The sequence below is a fragment of the Streptomyces sp. NPDC039609 genome, from assembly GCF_055596705.1.
In genome coordinates, this window is record NZ_JBVIUJ010000004.1 from 518,738 (window position 1) to 538,142 (window position 19,405).

The window sequence follows — 19,405 nt, forward strand, 5'->3', positions numbered from 1 at the left end:
CGGCCGACTGCTCCCGTACTGACGCCCGAGACCACGGAGGATGTCATGGGACCGACGCGACGCGTCGTACCGTTCACGGAGCTGGGCCGGTCGGACGTCGGCCGGGTGGGAGGCAAGAACGCCTCGCTGGGAGAGATGACCAACCGGCTCGGCGCCGCGGGCATACGCGTACCGCCGGGCTTCGCCACCACCGCCGAGGCGTACGAGGAACTTCTCGCGGGCCGCGGACTGCGCGACGCCGTCGAGGAGCAGATCGGCCGCCTGCACCAAGGGGCCCCGCTCGACGAGGTCGGGGCGGCCATCCGTTCTCTCTTCCTCGCGCAGCCACTGCCTCCGCCTCTGCGGGACGCCATCCTGACCGCGTACGAGCGGCTGGCCGAGGAGAGCGGCCGGGAGGCACCCGAGGTGGCCGTGCGTAGCAGCGCAACGGCCGAAGACCTGCCCGAGGCGAGCTTCGCCGGGCAGCAGGAGACATTCCTGAACGTCCGCAGCACCGATGCGCTCCTGGAGGCGTGCGGGCGCTGCTACGCCTCCCTGTTCACCGACCGGGCGATCGACTACCGCGAGCGGATGGGCTTCGACCACCTCGCCGTCGCCCTCTCCGTCGGCGTCCAGCTCATGGTCCGCTCCGACCTCGCCGGGGCCGGAGTCGCCTTCACCCTCGACCCGGAGAGCGGCTTCCCCGAGGTGATCGTGGTGAGCGCCGCCTGGGGCCTGGGCGAGACCGTCGTCAGCGGCCAGGTCGACCCCGACGAGTACACCGTGTTCAAGCCCAGCATGAAGGACCCCGCCCTGGACCCCGTGATCGATGTGCGGATCGGCAGCAAGCGGCTGAAGACCGTGTACGCGGACACCGGGCTGACGCGCACGGTCGACACCCCCGACGCCGAGCGGACCCAACGGGTCCTCGCCGACGCGGAGATCCGCGAGCTCGCCGCGTGGGCGGCCGCTATCGAGGAACACTACGGCTGCCCGATGGACCTCGAATGGGCCAAGGACGGCCTCACCGGCGAACTCTGGATCGTCCAGGCGCGCCCCGAGACCGTGCAGTCCCGCCGGCGGTCCACGACCCTACGCCGCTGCCGGCTGACCGTCGTCCCTGGCGAACCCCTCGTGGAGGGCATCGCGGTCGGCGAGGCGATCGGCCAGGGTCCCGTCGTCGCCCTCGACGCCCCTGTCGACCTCGACCGCTTCCCGCAGGGCGGGGTCCTCGTCACCCGAGTCACCGACCCCGACTGGGAACCGGTCATGAAGAGGGCGTCGGCGATCGTCACCGACCACGGCGGACGCACCTCGCACGCAGCCATCGTCAGCCGCGAGCTCGGCGTCCCCGCCGTCGTCGGTACCGGCAACGGCACCCAGATTCTGCAGGACGGCAGGCTGGTGACCGTCTCGTGTGCCGAGGGCGAGCGCGGGCGGGTTCACGAGGGCCTGCTGGCGTACGAGGAGATCCTGACCGACCTCGCGGAGCTGCCCGCCACGCGCACCCGGGTGATGCTCAACCTGGCCGACCCGTCGGCCGCGTTCCGCTGGTGGCGGCTCCCTGCCGATGGAGTGGGCCTCGCGCGTCTTGAGTTCATCGTCGCCCACCAAGTGAAGGTCCACCCGATGGCCTTGCTGCACCCGGAGCGGCTCGATCCACATGACCGTCATGTGATCGACCGGCTCACCGAGGGGTACCTCGACCGTGGACAGTACTTCGTCGAGCGCCTGGCCCATGGCATCGCTCGGATCGCCGCCTCCCGCTGGCCCGCACCCGTCGTCGTACGTACCAGCGACTTCAAGACCAACGAGTACGCCAAACTGCTCGGCGGCCGGCCCTTCGAACCCGACGAGGCCAACCCCATGATCGGCTGGCGCGGTGCGAGCCGCTATTACAGCGACGGCTACCGTGAGGGATTTGCCCTCGAATGCCGTGCGCTGCGCCGGGTCCGTGAGGACATGGGACTGACGAACGTGGTCGTCATGATCCCCTTCTGCCGGACCCTCGGAGAGGCGGACCAGGTGCTCGTGGCGATGGCGGAGGAGGGACTCGTCCGGGGTCAGAACGGCTTGCGCGTCTACGTCATGGCGGAGATACCGGCCAACATCATCCTCGCCCAGGACTTCGCGGAACGCTTCGACGGGTTCTCGATCGGCAGCAACGACCTCACGCAGCTCACCCTCGGCGTCGACCGCGACTCCGAGGCCCTGGCCCACGTCTTCGACGAGCGCGACCCCGCCGTCGTCCGCAGTATCCAGACCCTCGCCGCCCGCGCCCACGCGGCCGGCCGCCCTGCCGGACTGTGCGGGCAGCGGCCCAGCGACGATCCGGCGTTCACCGCGATCCTGGTCGACGCGGGCCTCGACTCCATCTCCGTGGCGCCGGACAGCTTCGCGGCCGTCAAGCGTCACGTCGCCCGAGCGGAGGCGACGCTCGAGAGCGGCGCCGGACGAAGGGAGGAGTGACCGTGCCCAGAAAGACACGGAACCGAGTCGCCCGGGACACCGAGTCGTCGGCCCAGCCCGGTCGACCGAAGGCCACGGACACGCGGCGTGGTCGCCCCATGAACCACCAGCCGCCCGCTGAGGGGGCGAACGGGCGTCCCAAGCGTCCGGTACACACCATCAGGGTGTCGACGCTCTTCCTCTGACCAACGGCGAATCGGCCGGATCGCGAGCAGGGGGGCCTGAAAGGAGGACGCGGCCATGACGACCGCAAGGGAAATCATGCACACCGGTGCGAGCTGCGTGCAGGAGAACGAGAGCCTGATGGACGCCGCACGCCGCATGAGCGAACTGGATGTCGGCGCACTGCCCATCTGCGGGCCGGACGACCGGCTGCACGGCATCATCACCGACCGGGACATCGTGGTGAAGTGCCTCGCCAAGGGCAAGGACCCCCACCGGATGACGGCCGGGCACCTCGCCCAGGGCAAGCCGGTCACCGTGGACGCGGGCGCCGACAGCGAAGAGGTGCTCCGCACGATGCAGGACCACCACATTCGCCGCGTGCCCGTGATCGACGACCATCGCCTGGTCGGCATGATCAGTGAGGCGGACCTGGCGCGGCACCTGCCGGAGGAACGCGTGGGCCACTTCGTCGAGGAGATCTGCCGCTGACAGCACCGGAGCCGTGGCGCCATGGGCCGGTCGGTCCTTCCTGGTGCGGCCCGTTCGGCCCCGTCGGACAGCCCCCTTGGACGCTGCGCCACATGACCTCGCGGGCGGACGATTGGGTTACGGAGTCGGACCGGGCCCCGTACCCCGATCCGCCGCCTGTCCGCACCGACTCGGGTCCACGACGACCGTCCTGGGCCCCGAAACGAGGAGCAGAACAATGGCCGGAGGCAAGGTGGAACGCAGGCACAGCCTCTTCCCCGACTTCAACGACTTGTTCAACCGGGAGTTTCCGGGGCTGCCCGGGTGGCGACCCGCGACGGCTGCTCACTCCATTCCGGTGGAGGTGACCAGCGGTGACGGCGTGTACACACTGCGGGCCGAGCTCCCGGGTATGGACCCGGACAACGACATCAGCATCACCGTCGACGACAACCTCATCACGGTGAGCGCGGAGCACAGCGAAGGCAAGGAGGACAAGGAGCACTCGGAGTTCCGCTACGGATCGTTCCGCCGGACGGTGCGCCTCCCGGGCACGATCCCGGCCGACGACGTCGAGGCGTCGTACGCGGACGGCATCCTCACCATCCGCGTCCCGATGCCCGAAGAGGAGACCACGTCCGTCCGGACCATTCCGGTGAAGCGGAGCGACAAGCCGGACGAGGGAGCGGCGCCATGAGCGCCAAGCGCGTCCTGGTCGCGTACGGAAGCAAGGCCGGCGCGACCGCTGGGATAGCCGAAGAGATCGGCAAGACCCTCCGGGAGGACGGCTTCGACGCGGTTGTTCTTCCCGCCGACACTGTCACCGACGTGAGCGGCTACGACGGAGTCGTTCTCGGCGGAGCCCTCTATGCCGGGCACTGGACCGGCAAGGCAAGACGGTGCGCGCGGCGCAACGCCGAACAGCTCAGGCACCGGCCGCTGTGGTTCTTCAGCAGCGGGCCGGTCGACAGTTCCGCGGACGACCACGACATCCCGCCCGTACGGGGCGTGGCCCGGCGGATGGAAAAGCTCGGTGCTCGAGAGCACATCACTTTCGGCGGCTCTGTCACGGCCGAGACGTCGGACCCGGTGGCCCGGCACATGGTGAGCCGAGGCAAGGGCGGCGACTTCCGCAATCCGGAACGGATCCGGGCATGGGCCCACCACATCGGAACGGAACTCGACGCCACCCCCTGAGCGGAGCCGCGGATCCATTGGCCGGCCACCCCCGGGGAGGTGCGGGATGTTGCACCACGAGCCGTCGGGCAGCGGGAGCGCCCTGCTGCCGAGAGGACCTGTCGGGCGTGCCGCCCTGGCCTTCGTCCTGATCATGGCCCTGGTCTGCGGCGCCGTGGCCGCCGGCATGCTGTGGAACGCCGGAGCCAGGGCCGATCGTGAGCTCGCCGCCCACCGTCACCAGGTCCGGGCGACCACCACAGGCCCGGCCAAAGACCTACCCGTCGCGACTCGGTACGGCGCGAAGCCACAGGCCGTCGCACCGGCGGTGTGGGAACAGCCCGTGCACGTCCCTAGGTCCGGGAACATCCACGTCCCGCCCGCGACGTCCCAGGGGCGCGCCGTGACGATCTGGGTGGACGACGAGGGGACGCCCGCCCGGCCCCCGGGCGGCGCTGCGGACCGAGCCCTCACCTCTCTCTCAGGCGGTACCGCGGCGGCAGGAGCCGTCGGGGTGATGGGAGTCGGTGTGGTCCTCATCGTCCGGCGGCGGTCCGAAGGCCACCGGCTCGCGGCGTGGGAACGGGAGTGGGAGCACGTGGAACCCGTTTGGTCCGGCCGCCTTCACCGAGGCAGTGATCCAGGGGGCGACGATGGCTGACCGTGCCACCGGCCGTACCGCATCGGAGCGGCCCACGTCCCCCAGCGAGGCGCTACCCTTCGACCCCAGCGAGCCCCTGCCCAGGCTGCGCCGGGAACTCGCCACCGGACCGGATGGGCTGTCCGCTCGCGAGGCCGCCCGCCGGCTCGCCGTCCACGGGCCCAACGAAGTGCGGCGCAAGGCCCGCTCCTCCTTCGCGCGGGAGCTGGTCGGGCAGTTGGTCCACCCGCTCGCCCTGTTGCTCTGGGCCGCCGCCGCGCTGGCCTTCGTCGCGGATCTCGGGGTGCTCGGCTGGGCGATCCTGGCGGTCATCGCCGTCAATGCGGGCTTCGCGCTGCTTCAGGAACGCCAGGCCGAGCGCGCGGTGGAGACCCTCGCGCGCTATCTGCCCGAGCACGCCCTCGCCGTACGCGACGGTCGGCCCCTCACCGTGGAGGCCCGCGACCTGGTGCCGGGCGACGTGATCGTCTTGGAAGAGGGCGACAAGGTCCCTGCCGACGCGCGCGTCACCGAAGGCGGAGTGGAAGTCGATCTGTCGATGCTCACGGGGGAGTCCGTCCCCGCCGAACGCATGGCCGCGGCCGGGCTCCTCGGCGCCCCGTTGCTGGAGGAGCCGAACCTCGTCTTCAGCGGGACGACCTGTGTCGAGGGACAGGCCCGGGCCATCGTGTTCGCCACCGGCAACCACACCGAGCTCGGACGGATCGCCGCCCTCAGCCAGCGGACCCGACGCGAGGCGAGCCCGTTGGAACGACAGGTCAAGAAGGTGGCCTGGCTCATCGCCGGCGTCGCCACCGGCATGGGGGCCGTGTTTCTGGTCCTAGGGGTGGCTGTCGGACTGCCGGTGACCGACTCCCTCACGTTCGCCATCGGGCTACTCGTCGCCAACGTCCCCGAGGGACTGCTTCCGACCATCACGCTGGCCCTCGCCGTCGGTGTCCGCGCGCTGGCCCGCGAGGGCGCCCTGGTGAAGCGGCTCAGCGCCGTGGAGACGCTCGGCTCCACGAACGTCATCTGCACGGACAAGACCGGCACGCTGACCCGCAACCGAATGCGTCTGAGAGCGCTCTGGACCGCAGGGCATGGAGCGGAACCCGGACCCTGGGCCCAGGAGCTGGTGCGGGCGAGCGCCCTGTGTACCACCGTCACCCGCGATGAGGACGATGAGCTGCACGGCGATCCGACCGAGGCTGCCCTCGTCACCGGGGCCGCCGACCACGGGGCCCCGGTGGATCTCACCCGGCGCGACGCGGGACGCCGCAGACTGTTCCGCTTCGATCCGCGGCTGCGGCTGATGTCGGTCGTGCAGGACGACGAGACGACGGGTCGCCTGCGGATCGTCGCCAAGGGGGCGCCTGAAGCGCTCCTGGCCCGGGTCCTTCCTGGCTCCGCCACGGACGCCGCCCGCTCGGCGGCGGAGGAGCTGGCCCAGGGCGGCATGCGGGTCCTCGCCGTCGCCGCGCGCGTCCTGCCGTCGGGCGCGGAGCCGCCGTCGCGCCGTCAGGACGCCGAATCGGGGCTGATGCTGCTCGGTCTGGTCGGGCTGTACGACCCGCCGCGCCCCGAGGTGGCGGAGGCCGTACGCCGCTGCCACGAGGCCGGGATCCGGGTACACGTCGTGACGGGGGACAGCGGAGCCACTGCCGCGGCCGTCGCCCGGGAGGTCGGCATCGGAATGCCCCGCCTGCACGTGGTCGCGGCTTCCGAATCGCTGGGCGACGACGAGCTCGACCGGCTCCTCGTGGAGGGCGACGCCGAGATCGTCTTCGCCCGCTCCTCGCCCGAGACGAAACTCAAGGTGGCCGACACTTTGCGGGCTCACGGCCGGATCGTCGCCATGACGGGTGACGGGGTCAACGACGCCCCTGCGCTGCACCGCGCTCACATCGGGGTGGCCATGGGACGCTCCGGCACCGATGTGGCCCGCGAGGCCGCCACCATGGTGCTCACGGACGACGACTTCGCCACGATCGTGACCGCTGTCGAATCCGGGCGCCGTGTCTACGACAACGTACGCAAGTTCATCGTCTACATCTTCGCCCACGCGACCCCGGAGATCGTGCCCTTCCTCGTCTTCGCGCTCTCGGCCGGCGCGGTACCGCTGCCCCTCACCGTGCTGCAGATCCTCGCCATCGACCTCGGCACCGAGACCCTGCCCGCTCTCGCGCTGGGGCGGGAACGGTCAGAGCCCGGCATCATGCAGCGCCCGCCCCGGCCACGGCACCAGAGCGTGATCTCCCGCGACATGCTCGTCCGGAGCTGGGGCTACCTGGGGCTGGTGTCGGCGGCCTTCGTCATGGCGGGCTACTTCTACGTGCTGTGGCGTGCGGGCTGGCAGCCGGGCGATCCCACGGGCACGGGCAGCCCCTTGCACCACGCCTACGTGACGGCCACCACGGCCACCTTCGCCGGCATCGTCACCTGCCAGGTGGGGACAGCCCTCGCTGCCCGCACCGATCACGCCGCGCTGCGCGACATCGGCCTGTTCTCGAACCCGCTGCTGCTCGCCGGCATCGCCTTCGAACTCGCCTTCACAGCCGCCCTCGTCTACGCGCCCCCGCTCCAGCACCTCTTCGGCACAGCCGCACTTCCTCTGGACGTCGTCCTGCTCATCGCGACCTTCCCGGTCCTGGTGTGGGGCACGGACGAGCTGCGGCGCGCCAGGCGGCGCCGTCAGCCGCCCGCGGCGCGCTCGGCCCCGGCCGTCTCGGTCCCGCCCTGGTCGAGTCGGAAGGGCGGGTAGGCGTCCGTCATCAGGCTCGCGTAGGCGGCGACGCGCAGGACCCAGCGGTTCAGTCCGACGATCAGGGCGAACAGGTCGCGCGGATACCGGTCGGTGAAGGCGACGGCGCAGCCCGCGATGACGGTCAGCAGGGTGATCAGACCGCCGCTCCACCAGTGCATCTGCATACCGCCGGTGAAGAAGGCGATCACGAGGTACTGGGGGATGGCCAGCAGCCACCACTTGACCAGGACCAGTGAGCGGGAGAGGCGCTCCGGGTAGGCGATGTCGAGCCGGGCCGGGTAGTCCGGCTCCGGGCCCAGGCTGAAGGGCGGGTAGCGGTCGGTGCCCAGGGCTCCGTACGAGTAGTACGACACGCGCCATGACCAGCGGAGCACGCCGAGGTTGAAGTCGAACAGGCCCCGTGGGAAGCGCTCGGTGAAAAGGATGGCGAAGAACGCGATCACCGTCACGACGAAGAAGGCGATCCAGAGGAAGAACAGCACGATCCAGTGGGGGATCACCAGGATCCATTTGACCAGCCACAGCCAGCGGGACAGCGGGGTGTCCAGCTCGGCGGTCACGGCCACCGGAGGCCGAGGGGCGGGCTGTATGTCCATCGTCGTCACTTCCTCGCCAGGTCTTTCCGCGCGTACGCCGCCGTCGACGCCCCCCACCTCTCAGGATCACCCGCTTCCGCCGCCCGGCGCAGGTCGGGTCGGCCCCGGGGAGCGTCCGTGGTCGTCGGCGTAGGCCCTGAAGACCTGCTCAGGAGCCTCTCCCGTGCGCAGGAAGCGCTCGTCGAGCACGGTGGCCAGGTCCTCCAGTGCCGTGCGCAGCACCGACGCGGAGAGCCGGACGTCCGGATGACGGGCCTCCGCCGCCTGGTCCGCCAGGCCGACGGTGTGGCCGAGCTGCCCGGCCAGGGACGTGTTCTCGTCCCCGTCGTAGAAGTAGTACGACTCGGCGTACTGCAGGAAGTCGACGGTGATGGTGGAGAGGGCCGAGGCGAGACCGTCCAGGAGTGCGGCGCCTCCGTCGGAGTCCAGAGCCCCGGCGGTGACCCGGCTGCGCCGTACGTGGGACAGCCGCAGGGCGAGCGCCCGGCGGCGGGCCAGTGCCGGGTAGATGCCGAGGATCCAGGCGACGGTCGCCGACAGCAGGACGAAGCCCACCAGGGCCTCCATGGGGGCGAGCACGCGCAGCCAGCCCGAGGCCGGCGCGATGTCCCCCAGACCGAGCGTGGCCAGGGTGACCAGGGAGACGTAGAGTGCGTCGAGCGGACCCGCGTGCTGGGCAGGGGCGAGCCCCGTGGCGTACGAGAAGTCCTCGGGCATGTGGGGCCAGTAGATGAGCCCCCAACCCACGGCCACCGTGAGCGCCCAGACGGCGAGGACCGTCACCATGCCCATCGGGCCGGCGAGACCGGCCGACCGCCACCGTTCGCCGAGGTGGGCCGACAACCACCACATGGACCTCATCACCAGCCTGCTGAGACCGCCGTGGCGGGTCGGGTGCCAGAGGGTGTGGAAGAGGTCCCGGAGGATGAACAGCACCAGGAAAGCGCCTGTGAGCATCGGAAGCCACGTCATTACGGCACTGTTCCCCCGGAGGCGATGCATCCCGTCCGTCCGGCCGCCGATCTCAGTCCGGTGGCGGACGGCGGAAGGCTGCGGGCGGCCGGGTCATGCCTACCGTCCGGCGCGCGTCCGCGCCTCGATGCGCTGTCGTACGGCGGTCGTCAGTGTCGTCAGCCGCGTTGACACCATGGGCTCCGGCGTCACCGGGCGATCGATACGCCGTGCCTCGTTCGGCAGCTCGGCGAGATCCGCTTCGAAGCGGGCGCGGGCAGCGGTCAGGGTGTCCGGCGGCTCCGCACGCAGCCCGTCGCGCATCACGGTCCGCAGCAGGGCCTCCGTGCCCGCAGACGGCTCCTCGTTCGCCAGGCCGATGACGCCCGAAGGCCAGGACCACGGAAGACCTGCTTCTGCCCCGGCGCCGTCACCTTTGCGGACGACAGCTTCATCACAGGGTGCCCGTCGTACTCGACCAGCTTGTACGCCGCGTCCAGATACGGGGCGTCGGCGGCGGTGCCGACCTTCGTCCCGACGGCGAAGGCATCGATCGGCGCTCCCTCACGGATGAGCCGGTGGACGCCGTACTCGTCCAGACCGCCGCTCACGATGATCCGCACGTCCCCCAGGCCCGCCTCGTCGAGCGCCGCGCGGGCCTGGCGAGCCAGTGCGCCCAGGTCTCCGCTGTCGAGCCGGACCCCGCACCCCGAGCCCAGCCCGAGGTCCTTGAGCACGCGCGCCGCCGTCGCGACACCGCGGTCGGTGTCGAAGGTGTCGACCAGGAAGGTCACCGGGCCGGGATGGGCGCGGGCGAACGCCCGGAACGCCGCCTCTTCCGACGTGAAGGTCTCGATGTACGAGTGGGCCATCGTGCCGGCGGCGGGGATGTCGTACCGGTTGGCGGCGGCGACGTTGCTGGTGCCGGCGAAGCCGACGAGTGCGCAGAGGCGTGCCGCGGCCATGCCTGCCTCGGGCCCGTGTGTGCGGCGCAGCGAGAAGTCGATGAGGGGCCGCCCGGCGGCGGCGACCGCGCACCGCGCCGCTTTGGAGGCGACGGCCGTCTGATGGCAGAGAAGGCAGAGCAGGTACGTCTCGACGAGCTGCGCCTGCGGCAGCGGCGCGGTGACCTCGAGGAGCGGCTCACCCGCGAAGACGAGCCGCCCTTCGGGCACGGCGCGGACGTGGCCGTCGAAGGACAGGCCCTGCAGTGGTTCGACGTCATCGACCGGCCGTCGCAGCGCCTCGGCGAACTCCTGCACGTCAAAGCGGCCCACACGGAAGCCGGAGAGGTAGTCGAGGGCAGGTTCGAGCCCGGCGGCGACGAGGAACCCGCGGCCCGGTGGGAGGTCACGGACGAAGAGGCTGAACGTGGCCGGTGCCTGCATGTCCTCCCGCAGGTACGACAGAGCCATCGTGACCTCGTACAGGTCGGTGGCGGTCACCTGGGACATGGTTCGAGCTCGTACGGGCGACCTGTGGGCTGCACCGGATGGGCGGGGCATGGCTACGTCCGGTCCTGGGCGGTGAGTTCGCACCGTACATCCACCACGCCTTCGACGGCTCGCGCCAGGCGGGTTGCGAGTGGGACGAGCGCGCCGTCGCGGACCTCGCCGGACAGCGTCACGACACCGGCGGCGACGCGGACGTCGACCTGGTGACGGGAGAGGGGGAACAGGTGCTCGATGACGTCGCGGCGCACTTCGTCGGCGAGATCCTCGTCCGACCGGAGGAACACCTTGAGGAGGTCGGACCGGCTCACGATCCCCTGGATCGCGCCGCTCGCGTCCACGACCGGCAATCGCTTGACGCGATGCGCGGCCATGAGGCGCGCGGCCTGAGGCAGGGGCGCCTCGGGGGCAACGGTGACGGCGGGTGAGGTCATCAGGTCCCCGGCCCGTCGCGAACCGGCTTTGGCGGTGGCGTCGAGCCGGCGCAGCTGTTCGACGAGTCCCAGGCGGTGGTCGTGGAACTCCTCCTTGAGCAGCAGGTCCGCCTCCGAGACCACCCCCACGACACGGCCCTCGCCCTCGACGACGGGGACGGCGGTCACCTTCCACCGCTGCATCGCGGTGACGATCTCCTTGAAGTCCGCGCCGGGCAGGACCGCGACGACCTTCTTGGTCATGACGTCGGCGACGGTGAACGGCTGGGATGTCATCGCCTATTCCTCACGTGAGGAGCCGTCGCTCCATCGCGGCGGCCACGGCGGCGGCCAGGGCCTCACCGATTGCGGTGTCCTCTGCACACAGCTCCCGGACGGCCTGCCCGTCGAATTCGAGGGCGTGGACCTCGGTGGTCGCCGTGGCGCCATGGCGCCAGTGGTACGGAGGGAGCATTCCGGAGCAGCCGAGGAGGTCGCCGGACACGAGCGTGTCGACGAGCGCGTTGCCGTGATCGGGGCGGGTCTCGTGCAGGCCGACGCGCCCCGACTCGATGATCCAGAAGCGGTCGGCGGGCTGCCGTTCGCGGAAGATCCGCGTGTCCGCGGGGATGCGGACCGGCCTGGACCGTCGCAGCAGCCGGTCGCGTGCGTCCGGAGTGAGTTCGCTCAGCAGCATGGTCATGGTGCTCATACCGTGCCTCCAGCCCTTTCACGTACAGACTCCCGCGCTGCGTTCGGGCCCCGGGAGGGCCGGCAGGGCCCACATGGGGGGCCGACAGGCCCTGTCAGCGGACCAGCACGGCCTCACCCGACCGGGGAACGACGGCCGTCCACCCCAGCTCGCGGTCGATGCGATCGCGCAGCGCCTCGGAAGCGGCCGGCTCGCCGTGGACGAGGTACGTGGTGTGCGGGGGAGGGGCGCCGCGCAGCCAGTCGATGATCTGCCCGGCGTCGGCGTGGGCCGAGAAGTGGGGGACGTCGGCGACCTCGGCCCGCACGGGCACGTACTCGCCGAACATCTTGAGTGTCCTGGCGCCGTCGACCAGGTCCCGTGCGCGGGTGCCGGCCGCGGCGAAGCCGACCACGACGACCGCGTTGCGCGGGTCCGGGAGCAGCCGGTGCAGGTGGTGCAGGACGCGGCCCCCGGTCGCCATGCCGGCCGAGGAGACGATGACGGCGGGGCCGTGGACCTCGTTGATCTCGATGGACTCCTGGACGGTACGCGCGGCGAGGAACGGTTCGGGGCTCAGCGCGGCCTCACCCTCGGCGAGGATCTCCGACCGCAGCTCGGAGGACCGCTCGCGCACCGCGTCCCGGTACACGTCGAGGGCGGCCAGAGCCATGGGACTGTCCACGTACACGGAGACCGATCGGGGTAGGACGCCCGTCTCGCGTAGCAGCGTTAGTTCGTGCAGGACGACCTCGGTGCGGTCGATCGCGAAGGCGGGGATGACGACGGTGCCGCTCCGGGCGGCGGTCCGCGCGATCACGGCGGCGAACTCCGACCGGGCGGACTCCTGGTCGTGGCGGCGGTCGCCGTACGTGGACTCCATCAGCAGCACGTCGGCGCCGGAGAACGGTTCGGGCGGGAGCAGCAGCGGGTGTCCGGGCCGCCCCAGGTCCCCGGACACGGCCAGGGTGTGGCCATCCTCCAGCGTCAGGCGAGCCCACGCGGATCCCAGTATGTGCCCGGCGTGGTGGAGTGTCAGCCGGGTGCCGGACATGATCTCCACGTCCTCGCCGACCGGGAACGGGTCGAAGAACGCCAGCGTCTTCTCCACATCGGAGTCGTCGTACAGCGGCTTGGCCGGGCGGTGTTTGGACCAGCCGTGCTCATCGGCGTGCCGGGCCGCCTCCATCTGGAGCCGGGCGCTGTCACGCAGCACGATCCCGGCGAGCCGGGCCGTGTTGGCGCTGGTGAGGATCGGTCCCCGGAAGCCCTGCCGGACCAGGCGGGGCAGGTAGCCGCAGTGGTCCAGATGGGCATGTGTGACGACCACGGCGTCGACGTCCGCGGCGTCACGGGCGAACCGTTCCCAGTTGCGGCGCCGCAAGGTCGCGAAACCCTGGAAGAGACCGCAGTCGAGGAGGATCCGCGCATGGTCGCTCTCGACCAGGAACTTGCTTCCGGTGACCGTTCCCACGCCGCCCAGGAAACTGAGCAGTGCGGGCCGCGGAGCGGTGGGAGCGGTGTTCGGGGCTGCCTCGGACATGGTCAGCCCTCCTTCGGAGTGGGCCGGTCTCCACCTTCGCATCCGGACTGGCCGGGACCGGAGGGTCCGAGCGGCCCCTTTCGGGGCCGACCGGCTCATGTGCCGCCCGAGGGCTCCGTGGAGCCTGGTGGACGAGGACCGCAGCGACGCGCGACAGGAAGTAGGTGGGCGCCATGAAGGCACTCGTCTTCCAGGGACCGGGTCGGATCGCCTGGCAGGACGTGCCGGACCCAGGCATTGAGGACCCCGCGGATGCGATCGTCCGGGTCGACGTCGTCACCATCTGCGGCACGGACCTGCACATCCTCAAGGGGGACGTGCCGGAGGTGACACCCGGCCGGGTCCTCGGACACGAGGCGGTGGGCACCGTGGTCGAGACCGGAGCCGACGTCCGCACGGTGCGGCCGGGAGACCGCGTCCTGGTCTCCTGCATTTCCGCATGCGGCAGGTGCCGCTTCTGTCGTGAGAACCGTTATGGGCAGTGCCGTGGCGGGGGCGGCTGGATCCTCGGCCACACCGTCGACGGCACGCAGGCCGAGTACGTCCGGGTGCCCTTCGCCGACCTGTCCGTCCACCCGCTGCCGGACACCATCGACGGCTCCGACGCGGTCCTGCTCGCCGACATCTTCCCCACGTCCTACGAGGTCGGGGTCCTGAACGGTGCCGTGCGGCCCGCCGACACGGTGGTCGTCGTCGGCGCGGGCCCCATCGGTCTCGCCGCCATCGCCACGGCCGGCTTCTACAGTCCGGGCCGGATCGTCGCCGTCGACCTGGCCGAGTCGCGGCTGGCCGCCGCCCGTGCCCTCGGCGCGGACGCCACCGTGAATGCCGAGGAAGGCCCGGAACAGCTCGTCGCGGATCTGACCGACGGCCTCGGCGCCGACGTCGTCATGGAGGCCGTCGGCGTCCCGGAGGCGTTTGAGATGTGCACCCGGATGGTCCGACCAGGCGGCAGAGTCGCCAACATCGGAGTGCACGGAAAGCCCGCGGCCCTCCACCTCGAAGACCTGTGGATCAAGGATGTCACGATCACCACCGGCCTGGTGGACACCTCGTCCACACCCATGCTGCTGCGCATGATGGCCGCCGGGCGGCTGCCGTCGGCGGAACTGGTCACCCACCGGTTCGAGCTGGGGGAGATGGAGGAGGCGTACGAGGTCTTCGGCCGGGCGGCCGAGACCGGCGCCTTGAAGGTCGCGCTTGGCGGCCCGCAGCACACGGTCGTCAGCCTCCCCGACGCGCCGGTAGCTTGATGAACGGCCGAGGCTCGGTCTCTCGGCCGCCGGACGGTGTGGTCCTCGACACCGACGGCGTTCTGCTCGACTCCGCCGTCGTGCACGCGGCGGCGTGGAAGATCGCGTTCGACGCCTGCCTCGACCAACTGGCGCCCGACAGCGGGACACAGCCGCCCTTCGACGCGGACGCCGAGTACCGTCGGCACGTCGACGGAAGGTCCCGGTACGACGGAGCCGCCGCCTTCCTCACCGCCCGCGGCATTCACTTCCCACCGGGAGATCCGCACGACGCGCCCGGATGCGGCACGGTCTGGGCCGTCGCGGCACACAAGGAACAGGAGTTCGTCGATCTGCTTCGTACGGAAGGCGTCACGGCCTTCGCCGACGCCCGGCCGGCTCTCGCGGCCCTGCGCACGGCGGGCGTGCCGTGCGCCGCGGTGTCCGCCTCCCGGCACGCCCGGGGGCTGATCCGCGCCGCCGGGCTCGCCGGCTTCCTCGCCGTGATCGTGGACGGCGAGGACGCCGCCCGGCTCGGCCTCGCCGGCAAGCCCGATCCCGCGCTCTTCCTGCGGGCGGCCGCCGTCCTCGGCACGCGCCCGAGGGAGGCCGCGGTCGTCGAGGACTCGCTCGCCGGCGTCGCGGCGGCACATCGCGGCGGTTTCGGTCTCGTCGCCGGAGTCGACCGCACCCCGCTGCGTCGCACCGCCGCCCTCCTGCGAGAGCAGGGTGCCGACCTGGTGGTTCCGGATCTCACGACGCTGGTCCGGAGCGTGTGGGGTGAGCGCGGATGACCACCAGCTGGACGTGGAGTTACGACCGTTACGACCCGGAACGCGAGCCGCTGGTCGAAGCGCTCTGCACCCTCGGCAACGGCCGGTTCGCCACCCGGGGCTCCGCTCCCGAGTGCACCGCCGGGACCACGCACTACCCCGGCACGTATCTGGCCGGTGGCTACGACCGGCTCACCTCGGTCGTCGCGGGCGAACGGGTCGAGAACGAGGACCTCGTCAACCTTCCGAACTGGACGCTTCTGCGCTACCGCTGCCGGCCGGACGACGGTCCGGCAGGCGACTGGCTGACGCCCGATGCCACGGAACTGCGCCACCACGACGTCCGTCTCGACCTGCGTGCGGGTGTGCTCACCCGGCGCCTGTTCTTCGAGGATGCCCGCGGGCGGGGCCTGCGCGTCAGCCACATCCGCGTCGTGCACATGGGAGACTCCGGTCTTGCTGCCCAGTGCACCCTGTTCCGCGCTTACGGTTGGAGCGGTTCCGTCGAGGTGCAGTCGGTCCTCGACGGCGCGGTCACCAACGCCGGAGTGGAGCGCTACAGGCACCTTGACGGGCGTCATCTCACGGACCACCGGACCGGATTCGAGCCCGGCGGTGTCGCTTGGATCTCCTGCCGTACTGTCGACCCGGGCATCAGGATCGCCATGGCCGTGCGCACGGTCACCCGCCCCGCGCGGCCCGCGCGGGAGGCGGCCACCGCGACGGGCACCGTGCAGACCTTCCACCTGCCGATCGTTCCCCGCCGCTCTGCGATGGTGGTGAAGACTCTGGCGCTGCACACCTCGATGGACTGGCCCGCCGCCGACCCGCTCTCGGCAGCCATCGACGTGATCACCCGTGCTCCGGCCTTTCCCCGGCTGCTCTCCGCCCACAAGGCGGCGTGGCAGCGCGTCTGGGAGCAGGGCGAGTTGCACGTGCCCGGGGAGGCCGGCCGCATCCTGCGGCTGCAGGTGTTCCACCTGCTGCAGACGCTCTCCCCGCACACGGCGGACCTCGACGTGGGCGTGCCCGCGCGCGGACTGCACGGTGAGGCGTACCGGGGGCACGTCTTCTGGGACGAGCTCTTCGTCCTGCCCTACCTCGACCTCCACTTTCCCGAGGTGGCCCGCGCGTTGCTCATGTACCGGCACCGCCGGCTGCCGGCCGCCCGCGCGGCCGCCCGCCTCGCCGGGCGTCAAGGAGCCATGTACCCCTGGCAGAGTGCGAGTTCCGGTCGCGAGGAGACTCAGGCCCTGCACCTCAACCCCCGTTCAGGACGCTGGCTGCCCGACCATTCCCACCTCCAGCGCCATGTGGGCTCGGCCGTCGCGTACAACGTCTGGAAGTACGCGCAGGCCACCGGCGACCGCGGATTCCTCCACTCCGCCGGGGCGGAGATCCTCCTTGAGGTAGCCCGCTACTGGTCCGGGGCCGCCACCTTCGACCCCGCGCTCGGCCGCTACCGCATCCGCGGGGTGATGGGACCGGACGAGTACCACGACGCCTATCCCGATGCCGCGACCCCGGGCATCGACGACAACGCCTACACCAACGCGACCGCCGCCTGGGTGCTCGCCCGCGGCCTCGCCCTGCTCGGCGAACTGCCCGCGGCCCGCCGCTCGGAACTCTCGGAGCAACTGTCGCTGGACGACGGTGAACTCGCTCGCTGGGAGGACGTCTCCCGCCGTCTGTACGTGCCGTTCCACCAGGGCGTGGTCAGCCAGTTCGAGGGATACGGAGACCTGGCGGAGCTCGACTGGGAGGCGTACCGGGCCCGTTACGGCGACATCCGCAGACTCGACCGGATCCTCGAGGCCGAGGGCGACACGGTCAACCGCTACCAGGCGTCGAAGCAGGCCGACACCCTCATGCTCGGCTATCTCTTCCGGCCCGATGAGCTGTACAACCTGTTTGGTCGGCTCGGTTACGCGCTGGACGACGAGGTGTGGCGAACGACCGTCTCGTACCACCTACGGCGCACCAGCCACGGCTCGACGCTCAGCAGTCTCGTCCACGGCTGGGTGCTGGCCCGGCAGAAGGGCGCTGAAGCGTGGCGCTACTGTGAGGAGGCGCTGCTCGCCGACGTGGCCGACGTCCAGGGCGGGACGACCGGGGAGGGCATCCATCTCGGCGCGATGGCCGGCACGGTCGACCTCGTCGAACGCGGGATCACCGGCCTGGAAACGGGACCGGAGGGGCTTCGGGTGGCCCCGGTGCCACTGGCGGAGATCCCACGGTTCACGTTCACCCTGTGTGTCGGCCGTCATCGAGGGGTACGCCTGCGGATGCTTCCCGGTCGGCTGGCCATCCAGGTCCCCGCCTCGCCCGAAAGCCCGCTCGCCGTATTCCTCCCCAGCGACCGGAGGGTCACTGTCGCACCCGGACAGGAGCGTTGGTTCCGTCTGTGAGAAGTGGCTCCGTCAGTGAAAAGCGGTTCAGTCGAAGGCGAGCACCTCGGAGACGGGCCGGCGCGGAGTGACCCGACCCTGGGGGCCGTAGCCCAGGCGGATCACCATGTGGACGAAGCTGACCATCGAGCCGGGATCGCGTGCTTCGGAACGGAGTTCGGGCCATTCCAGCGGTTGGGACATCAGTGAGGTGGCGAGTCCGTCGAGGGTGGCCTGCAGGAGGACCCGGTGCAGGGCCTGACCGGCCTTCAGCCATTCCTCCCGGGTGTCCTCGACCGTGCCGAGCAGTGCGATCTGCGGCTTCTTCTCGAAGCGTGCCGAGGCACGGCCGGACACCTGGCGGGGGGCGCCGAAGTCCCTGACGGGGGAGGTCACGTCGTACTGCCTCGGGCCGAAGGCGTACGAGGGGATGCCCTCGGTGCCGGGGCCTTCCCCACCCGCACCGGTGCGTGTCCAGGCAGCGATCTCCGCGCGTACGGCCTCGTCCGCCGCCTCGAACAGCTCAGAGGCGTGGACGAGACCCATGACGGTGTCGGTGTGCCACGCTCCCGGTACAACCAGTCGGCAACTTTCGAGGAAAGCCGCGGCACGGAGCCCGTCGATCACCTCGGAGGGGATCCGCTCCTCGGTGAAGGGGAAGCGGCTGGTGTGCCGCCGCGGCAGAGCGGCATGGAGTACGCCCAGTTCGCTGTCGGCGTCGTCGGGAGCGTCGAAGCGTACGTCGGCGAGGTGCCAGGGATCGTCGGGAGAGGGCAGCAGCCGAACCACGGGGTCCAGGGCCCGGTGTGCGGCGGCGACGCGCAGGCCGAACAGGGCGGCGCCGCAGCCGAGGTGGAGGGCGCGGTGGTCCGGGTCCTCGTGCGGCATGCCGCGCAGCGGATCGCCGTGCAGTTCGATGACCCCGGTGCCCTGCTTGCAGACGAACTTCCAGGGCTGTGCGTTGTGCATGGAGGGAGCCGTGACGGCGTCTTCGATCAGCGACGTCACGAGTGGTCGGGTCAGAGCGGTGGTAGACACGGTTCGTCCAGTCTGAGGTGAGTCACCATGAGATGTCGTGTGGAGTCCGGGTGGGGGATGTGAGACGGGTGTCGTCTTCGTGGAAGGACAACCGGTCCACGACGGCGACGACGCCGTCCACGCTCTCGGCGAGTCCGACGAGCATCAGCGCCTGACTCCGCCACCGGACGCGGCCCCCCAGCGTCACCACGCCGTCGAGGACGTGCACGTCCACCGCATCCCCGGGCAGGCCCATGGCATCCGCGAGTACGTCCTCGCGGATACGCCTCCGTATCTCCGCGTCCGGGCGGAGGTAGACACAGAGCAGATCGCGGCGGGTCACGATGCCCACCAGCCGTTCCTCCTCGTCGACCACGGGAAGACGCTCGACTCCGCGGCGCACCATCAGCCGCGCCGCGTCCGGCACCGTCTCCTCTGCGTGAACCGTGACGGCCGGCGTCGTCATCAGGGCCCGCGCAGTCAGCTCGTGGCGGGCCAGGAGGTCGCTCTCGGACACGACTCCGACGACATGGTCGTCCTCGTCCAGGACGGGGACCCCGCTGATGTCGTGCTCGGCGAGCATCTTCGCCACGTCCCTGAACGACGTCGTAGGGACGGCGGAGATCACGTTGTCGGTCATCAGACCACCGACCTTCATGTGCTTCATCGCCGCGCCTCCTGTTCGAG

At 71.0% G+C, this 19,405-nt stretch carries 16 protein-coding genes and 1 pseudogene; 9 read left to right on the top strand and 8 right to left on the bottom strand.

The window, feature by feature from the left end; genetic code table 11:
• The first annotated feature begins 45 nt into the window (after nucleotides 1–45).
• The 6 genes from ppsA (at nucleotide 46) to ACZ561_RS14620 (ending at nucleotide 7,661) form a co-directional block, all read left to right on the top strand.
• The gene (ppsA, locus tag ACZ561_RS14595) at nucleotides 46–2,448 is read left to right on the top strand and encodes a phosphoenolpyruvate synthase (RefSeq protein WP_470994081.1); all 2,403 of its coding nucleotides are present in this window, start codon (nucleotides 46–48) and stop codon (nucleotides 2,446–2,448) included.
• Nucleotides 2,449–2,688: 240 nt separating this feature from the next.
• Nucleotides 2,689–3,102, top strand: coding sequence for a CBS domain-containing protein (locus ACZ561_RS14600; RefSeq protein ID WP_470994084.1), 414 nt, complete (start codon nucleotides 2,689–2,691; stop codon nucleotides 3,100–3,102).
• Nucleotides 3,103–3,319: 217 nt separating this feature from the next.
• Nucleotides 3,320–3,778, top strand: a complete 459-nt coding sequence (locus tag ACZ561_RS14605; protein WP_470994087.1) for an Hsp20/alpha crystallin family protein — start codon at nucleotides 3,320–3,322, stop codon at nucleotides 3,776–3,778.
• Complete coding sequence (locus ACZ561_RS14610) at nucleotides 3,775–4,278, top strand: flavodoxin domain-containing protein (protein WP_470994090.1); 504 nt, start codon at nucleotides 3,775–3,777, stop codon at nucleotides 4,276–4,278. The genes ACZ561_RS14605 and ACZ561_RS14610 overlap by 4 nt, the downstream gene beginning before the upstream one ends.
• 46 nt (nucleotides 4,279–4,324) lie before the next feature.
• Nucleotides 4,325–4,918 (top strand): Rv1733c family protein, encoded by a 594-nt coding sequence (locus ACZ561_RS14615; RefSeq protein WP_470994093.1) that lies wholly within the window; start codon nucleotides 4,325–4,327, stop codon nucleotides 4,916–4,918.
• On the top strand, nucleotides 4,911–7,661 hold the full coding sequence (locus ACZ561_RS14620; protein ID WP_470994096.1) for a cation-translocating P-type ATPase: 2,751 nt from the start codon (nucleotides 4,911–4,913) through the stop codon (nucleotides 7,659–7,661). Before ACZ561_RS14615 ends, ACZ561_RS14620 begins: the two co-directional genes overlap by 8 nt.
• Here ACZ561_RS14620 and ACZ561_RS14625 read toward each other — a convergent pair.
• The 6 genes and pseudogenes from ACZ561_RS14625 to ACZ561_RS14650 all read right to left on the bottom strand — a co-directional run bounded on the left by ACZ561_RS14625 (nucleotide 7,592) and on the right by ACZ561_RS14650 (nucleotide 13,309).
• Nucleotides 7,592–8,260 carry a DUF4389 domain-containing protein gene (locus ACZ561_RS14625; RefSeq protein ID WP_470994098.1) on the bottom strand — a complete coding sequence of 223 codons (669 nt, stop codon included), beginning with the start codon at nucleotides 8,258–8,260 and terminating at the stop codon, nucleotides 7,592–7,594. The genes ACZ561_RS14620 and ACZ561_RS14625 overlap by 70 nt on opposite strands.
• 66 nt (nucleotides 8,261–8,326) lie before the next feature.
• Complete coding sequence (locus tag ACZ561_RS14630) at nucleotides 8,327–9,232, bottom strand: potassium channel family protein (RefSeq protein WP_470994101.1); 906 nt, start codon at nucleotides 9,230–9,232, stop codon at nucleotides 8,327–8,329.
• Between the two features lie 99 nt (nucleotides 9,233–9,331).
• Nucleotides 9,332–10,665, bottom strand: a pseudogene (locus ACZ561_RS14635) (nicotinate phosphoribosyltransferase).
• Between the two features lie 53 nt (nucleotides 10,666–10,718).
• Complete coding sequence (locus tag ACZ561_RS14640) at nucleotides 10,719–11,372, bottom strand: CBS domain-containing protein (RefSeq protein ID WP_470994104.1); 654 nt, start codon at nucleotides 11,370–11,372, stop codon at nucleotides 10,719–10,721.
• 10 nt (nucleotides 11,373–11,382) lie between these two features.
• Nucleotides 11,383–11,787 (bottom strand): cyclic nucleotide-binding domain-containing protein, encoded by a 405-nt coding sequence (locus tag ACZ561_RS14645; RefSeq protein ID WP_470994107.1) that lies wholly within the window; start codon nucleotides 11,785–11,787, stop codon nucleotides 11,383–11,385.
• Between the two features lie 94 nt (nucleotides 11,788–11,881).
• Nucleotides 11,882–13,309: an MBL fold metallo-hydrolase RNA specificity domain-containing protein gene (locus tag ACZ561_RS14650; protein ID WP_470994109.1), complete on the bottom strand. Its 1,428-nt coding sequence runs from the start codon at nucleotides 13,307–13,309 to the stop codon at nucleotides 11,882–11,884.
• Between the two features lie 173 nt (nucleotides 13,310–13,482).
• Between ACZ561_RS14650 and ACZ561_RS14655 the strand changes: the two genes are divergently transcribed.
• The 3 genes from ACZ561_RS14655 to ACZ561_RS14665 are packed head-to-tail and all read left to right on the top strand — an operon-like array spanning nucleotide 13,483 to nucleotide 17,722.
• A complete protein-coding gene (locus tag ACZ561_RS14655; RefSeq protein ID WP_470994114.1) occupies nucleotides 13,483–14,562 on the top strand; it encodes a zinc-dependent alcohol dehydrogenase family protein in 1,080 nt (359 codons plus the stop codon).
• The gene (locus ACZ561_RS14660; RefSeq protein ID WP_470994116.1) at nucleotides 14,562–15,335 is read left to right on the top strand and encodes an HAD family hydrolase; all 774 of its coding nucleotides are present in this window, start codon (nucleotides 14,562–14,564) and stop codon (nucleotides 15,333–15,335) included. Before ACZ561_RS14655 ends, ACZ561_RS14660 begins: the two co-directional genes overlap by 1 nt.
• Complete coding sequence (locus ACZ561_RS14665; RefSeq protein WP_470994118.1) at nucleotides 15,332–17,722, top strand: glycoside hydrolase family 65 protein; 2,391 nt, start codon at nucleotides 15,332–15,334, stop codon at nucleotides 17,720–17,722. Before ACZ561_RS14660 ends, ACZ561_RS14665 begins: the two co-directional genes overlap by 4 nt.
• A 27-nt stretch (nucleotides 17,723–17,749) precedes the next feature.
• Here the strand turns inward: ACZ561_RS14665 and ACZ561_RS14670 are convergent, their stop codons facing one another.
• Together ACZ561_RS14670 and ACZ561_RS14675 are read right to left on the bottom strand one after the other, a co-directional pair.
• A complete protein-coding gene (locus tag ACZ561_RS14670) occupies nucleotides 17,750–18,739 on the bottom strand; it encodes an Acg family FMN-binding oxidoreductase (protein WP_470994124.1) in 990 nt (329 codons plus the stop codon).
• A 22-nt stretch (nucleotides 18,740–18,761) separates the two neighbouring features.
• Nucleotides 18,762–19,385: a CBS domain-containing protein gene (locus tag ACZ561_RS14675; RefSeq protein WP_470994128.1), complete on the bottom strand. Its 624-nt coding sequence runs from the start codon at nucleotides 19,383–19,385 to the stop codon at nucleotides 18,762–18,764.
• Nucleotides 19,386–19,405: the final 20 nt, after the last annotated feature.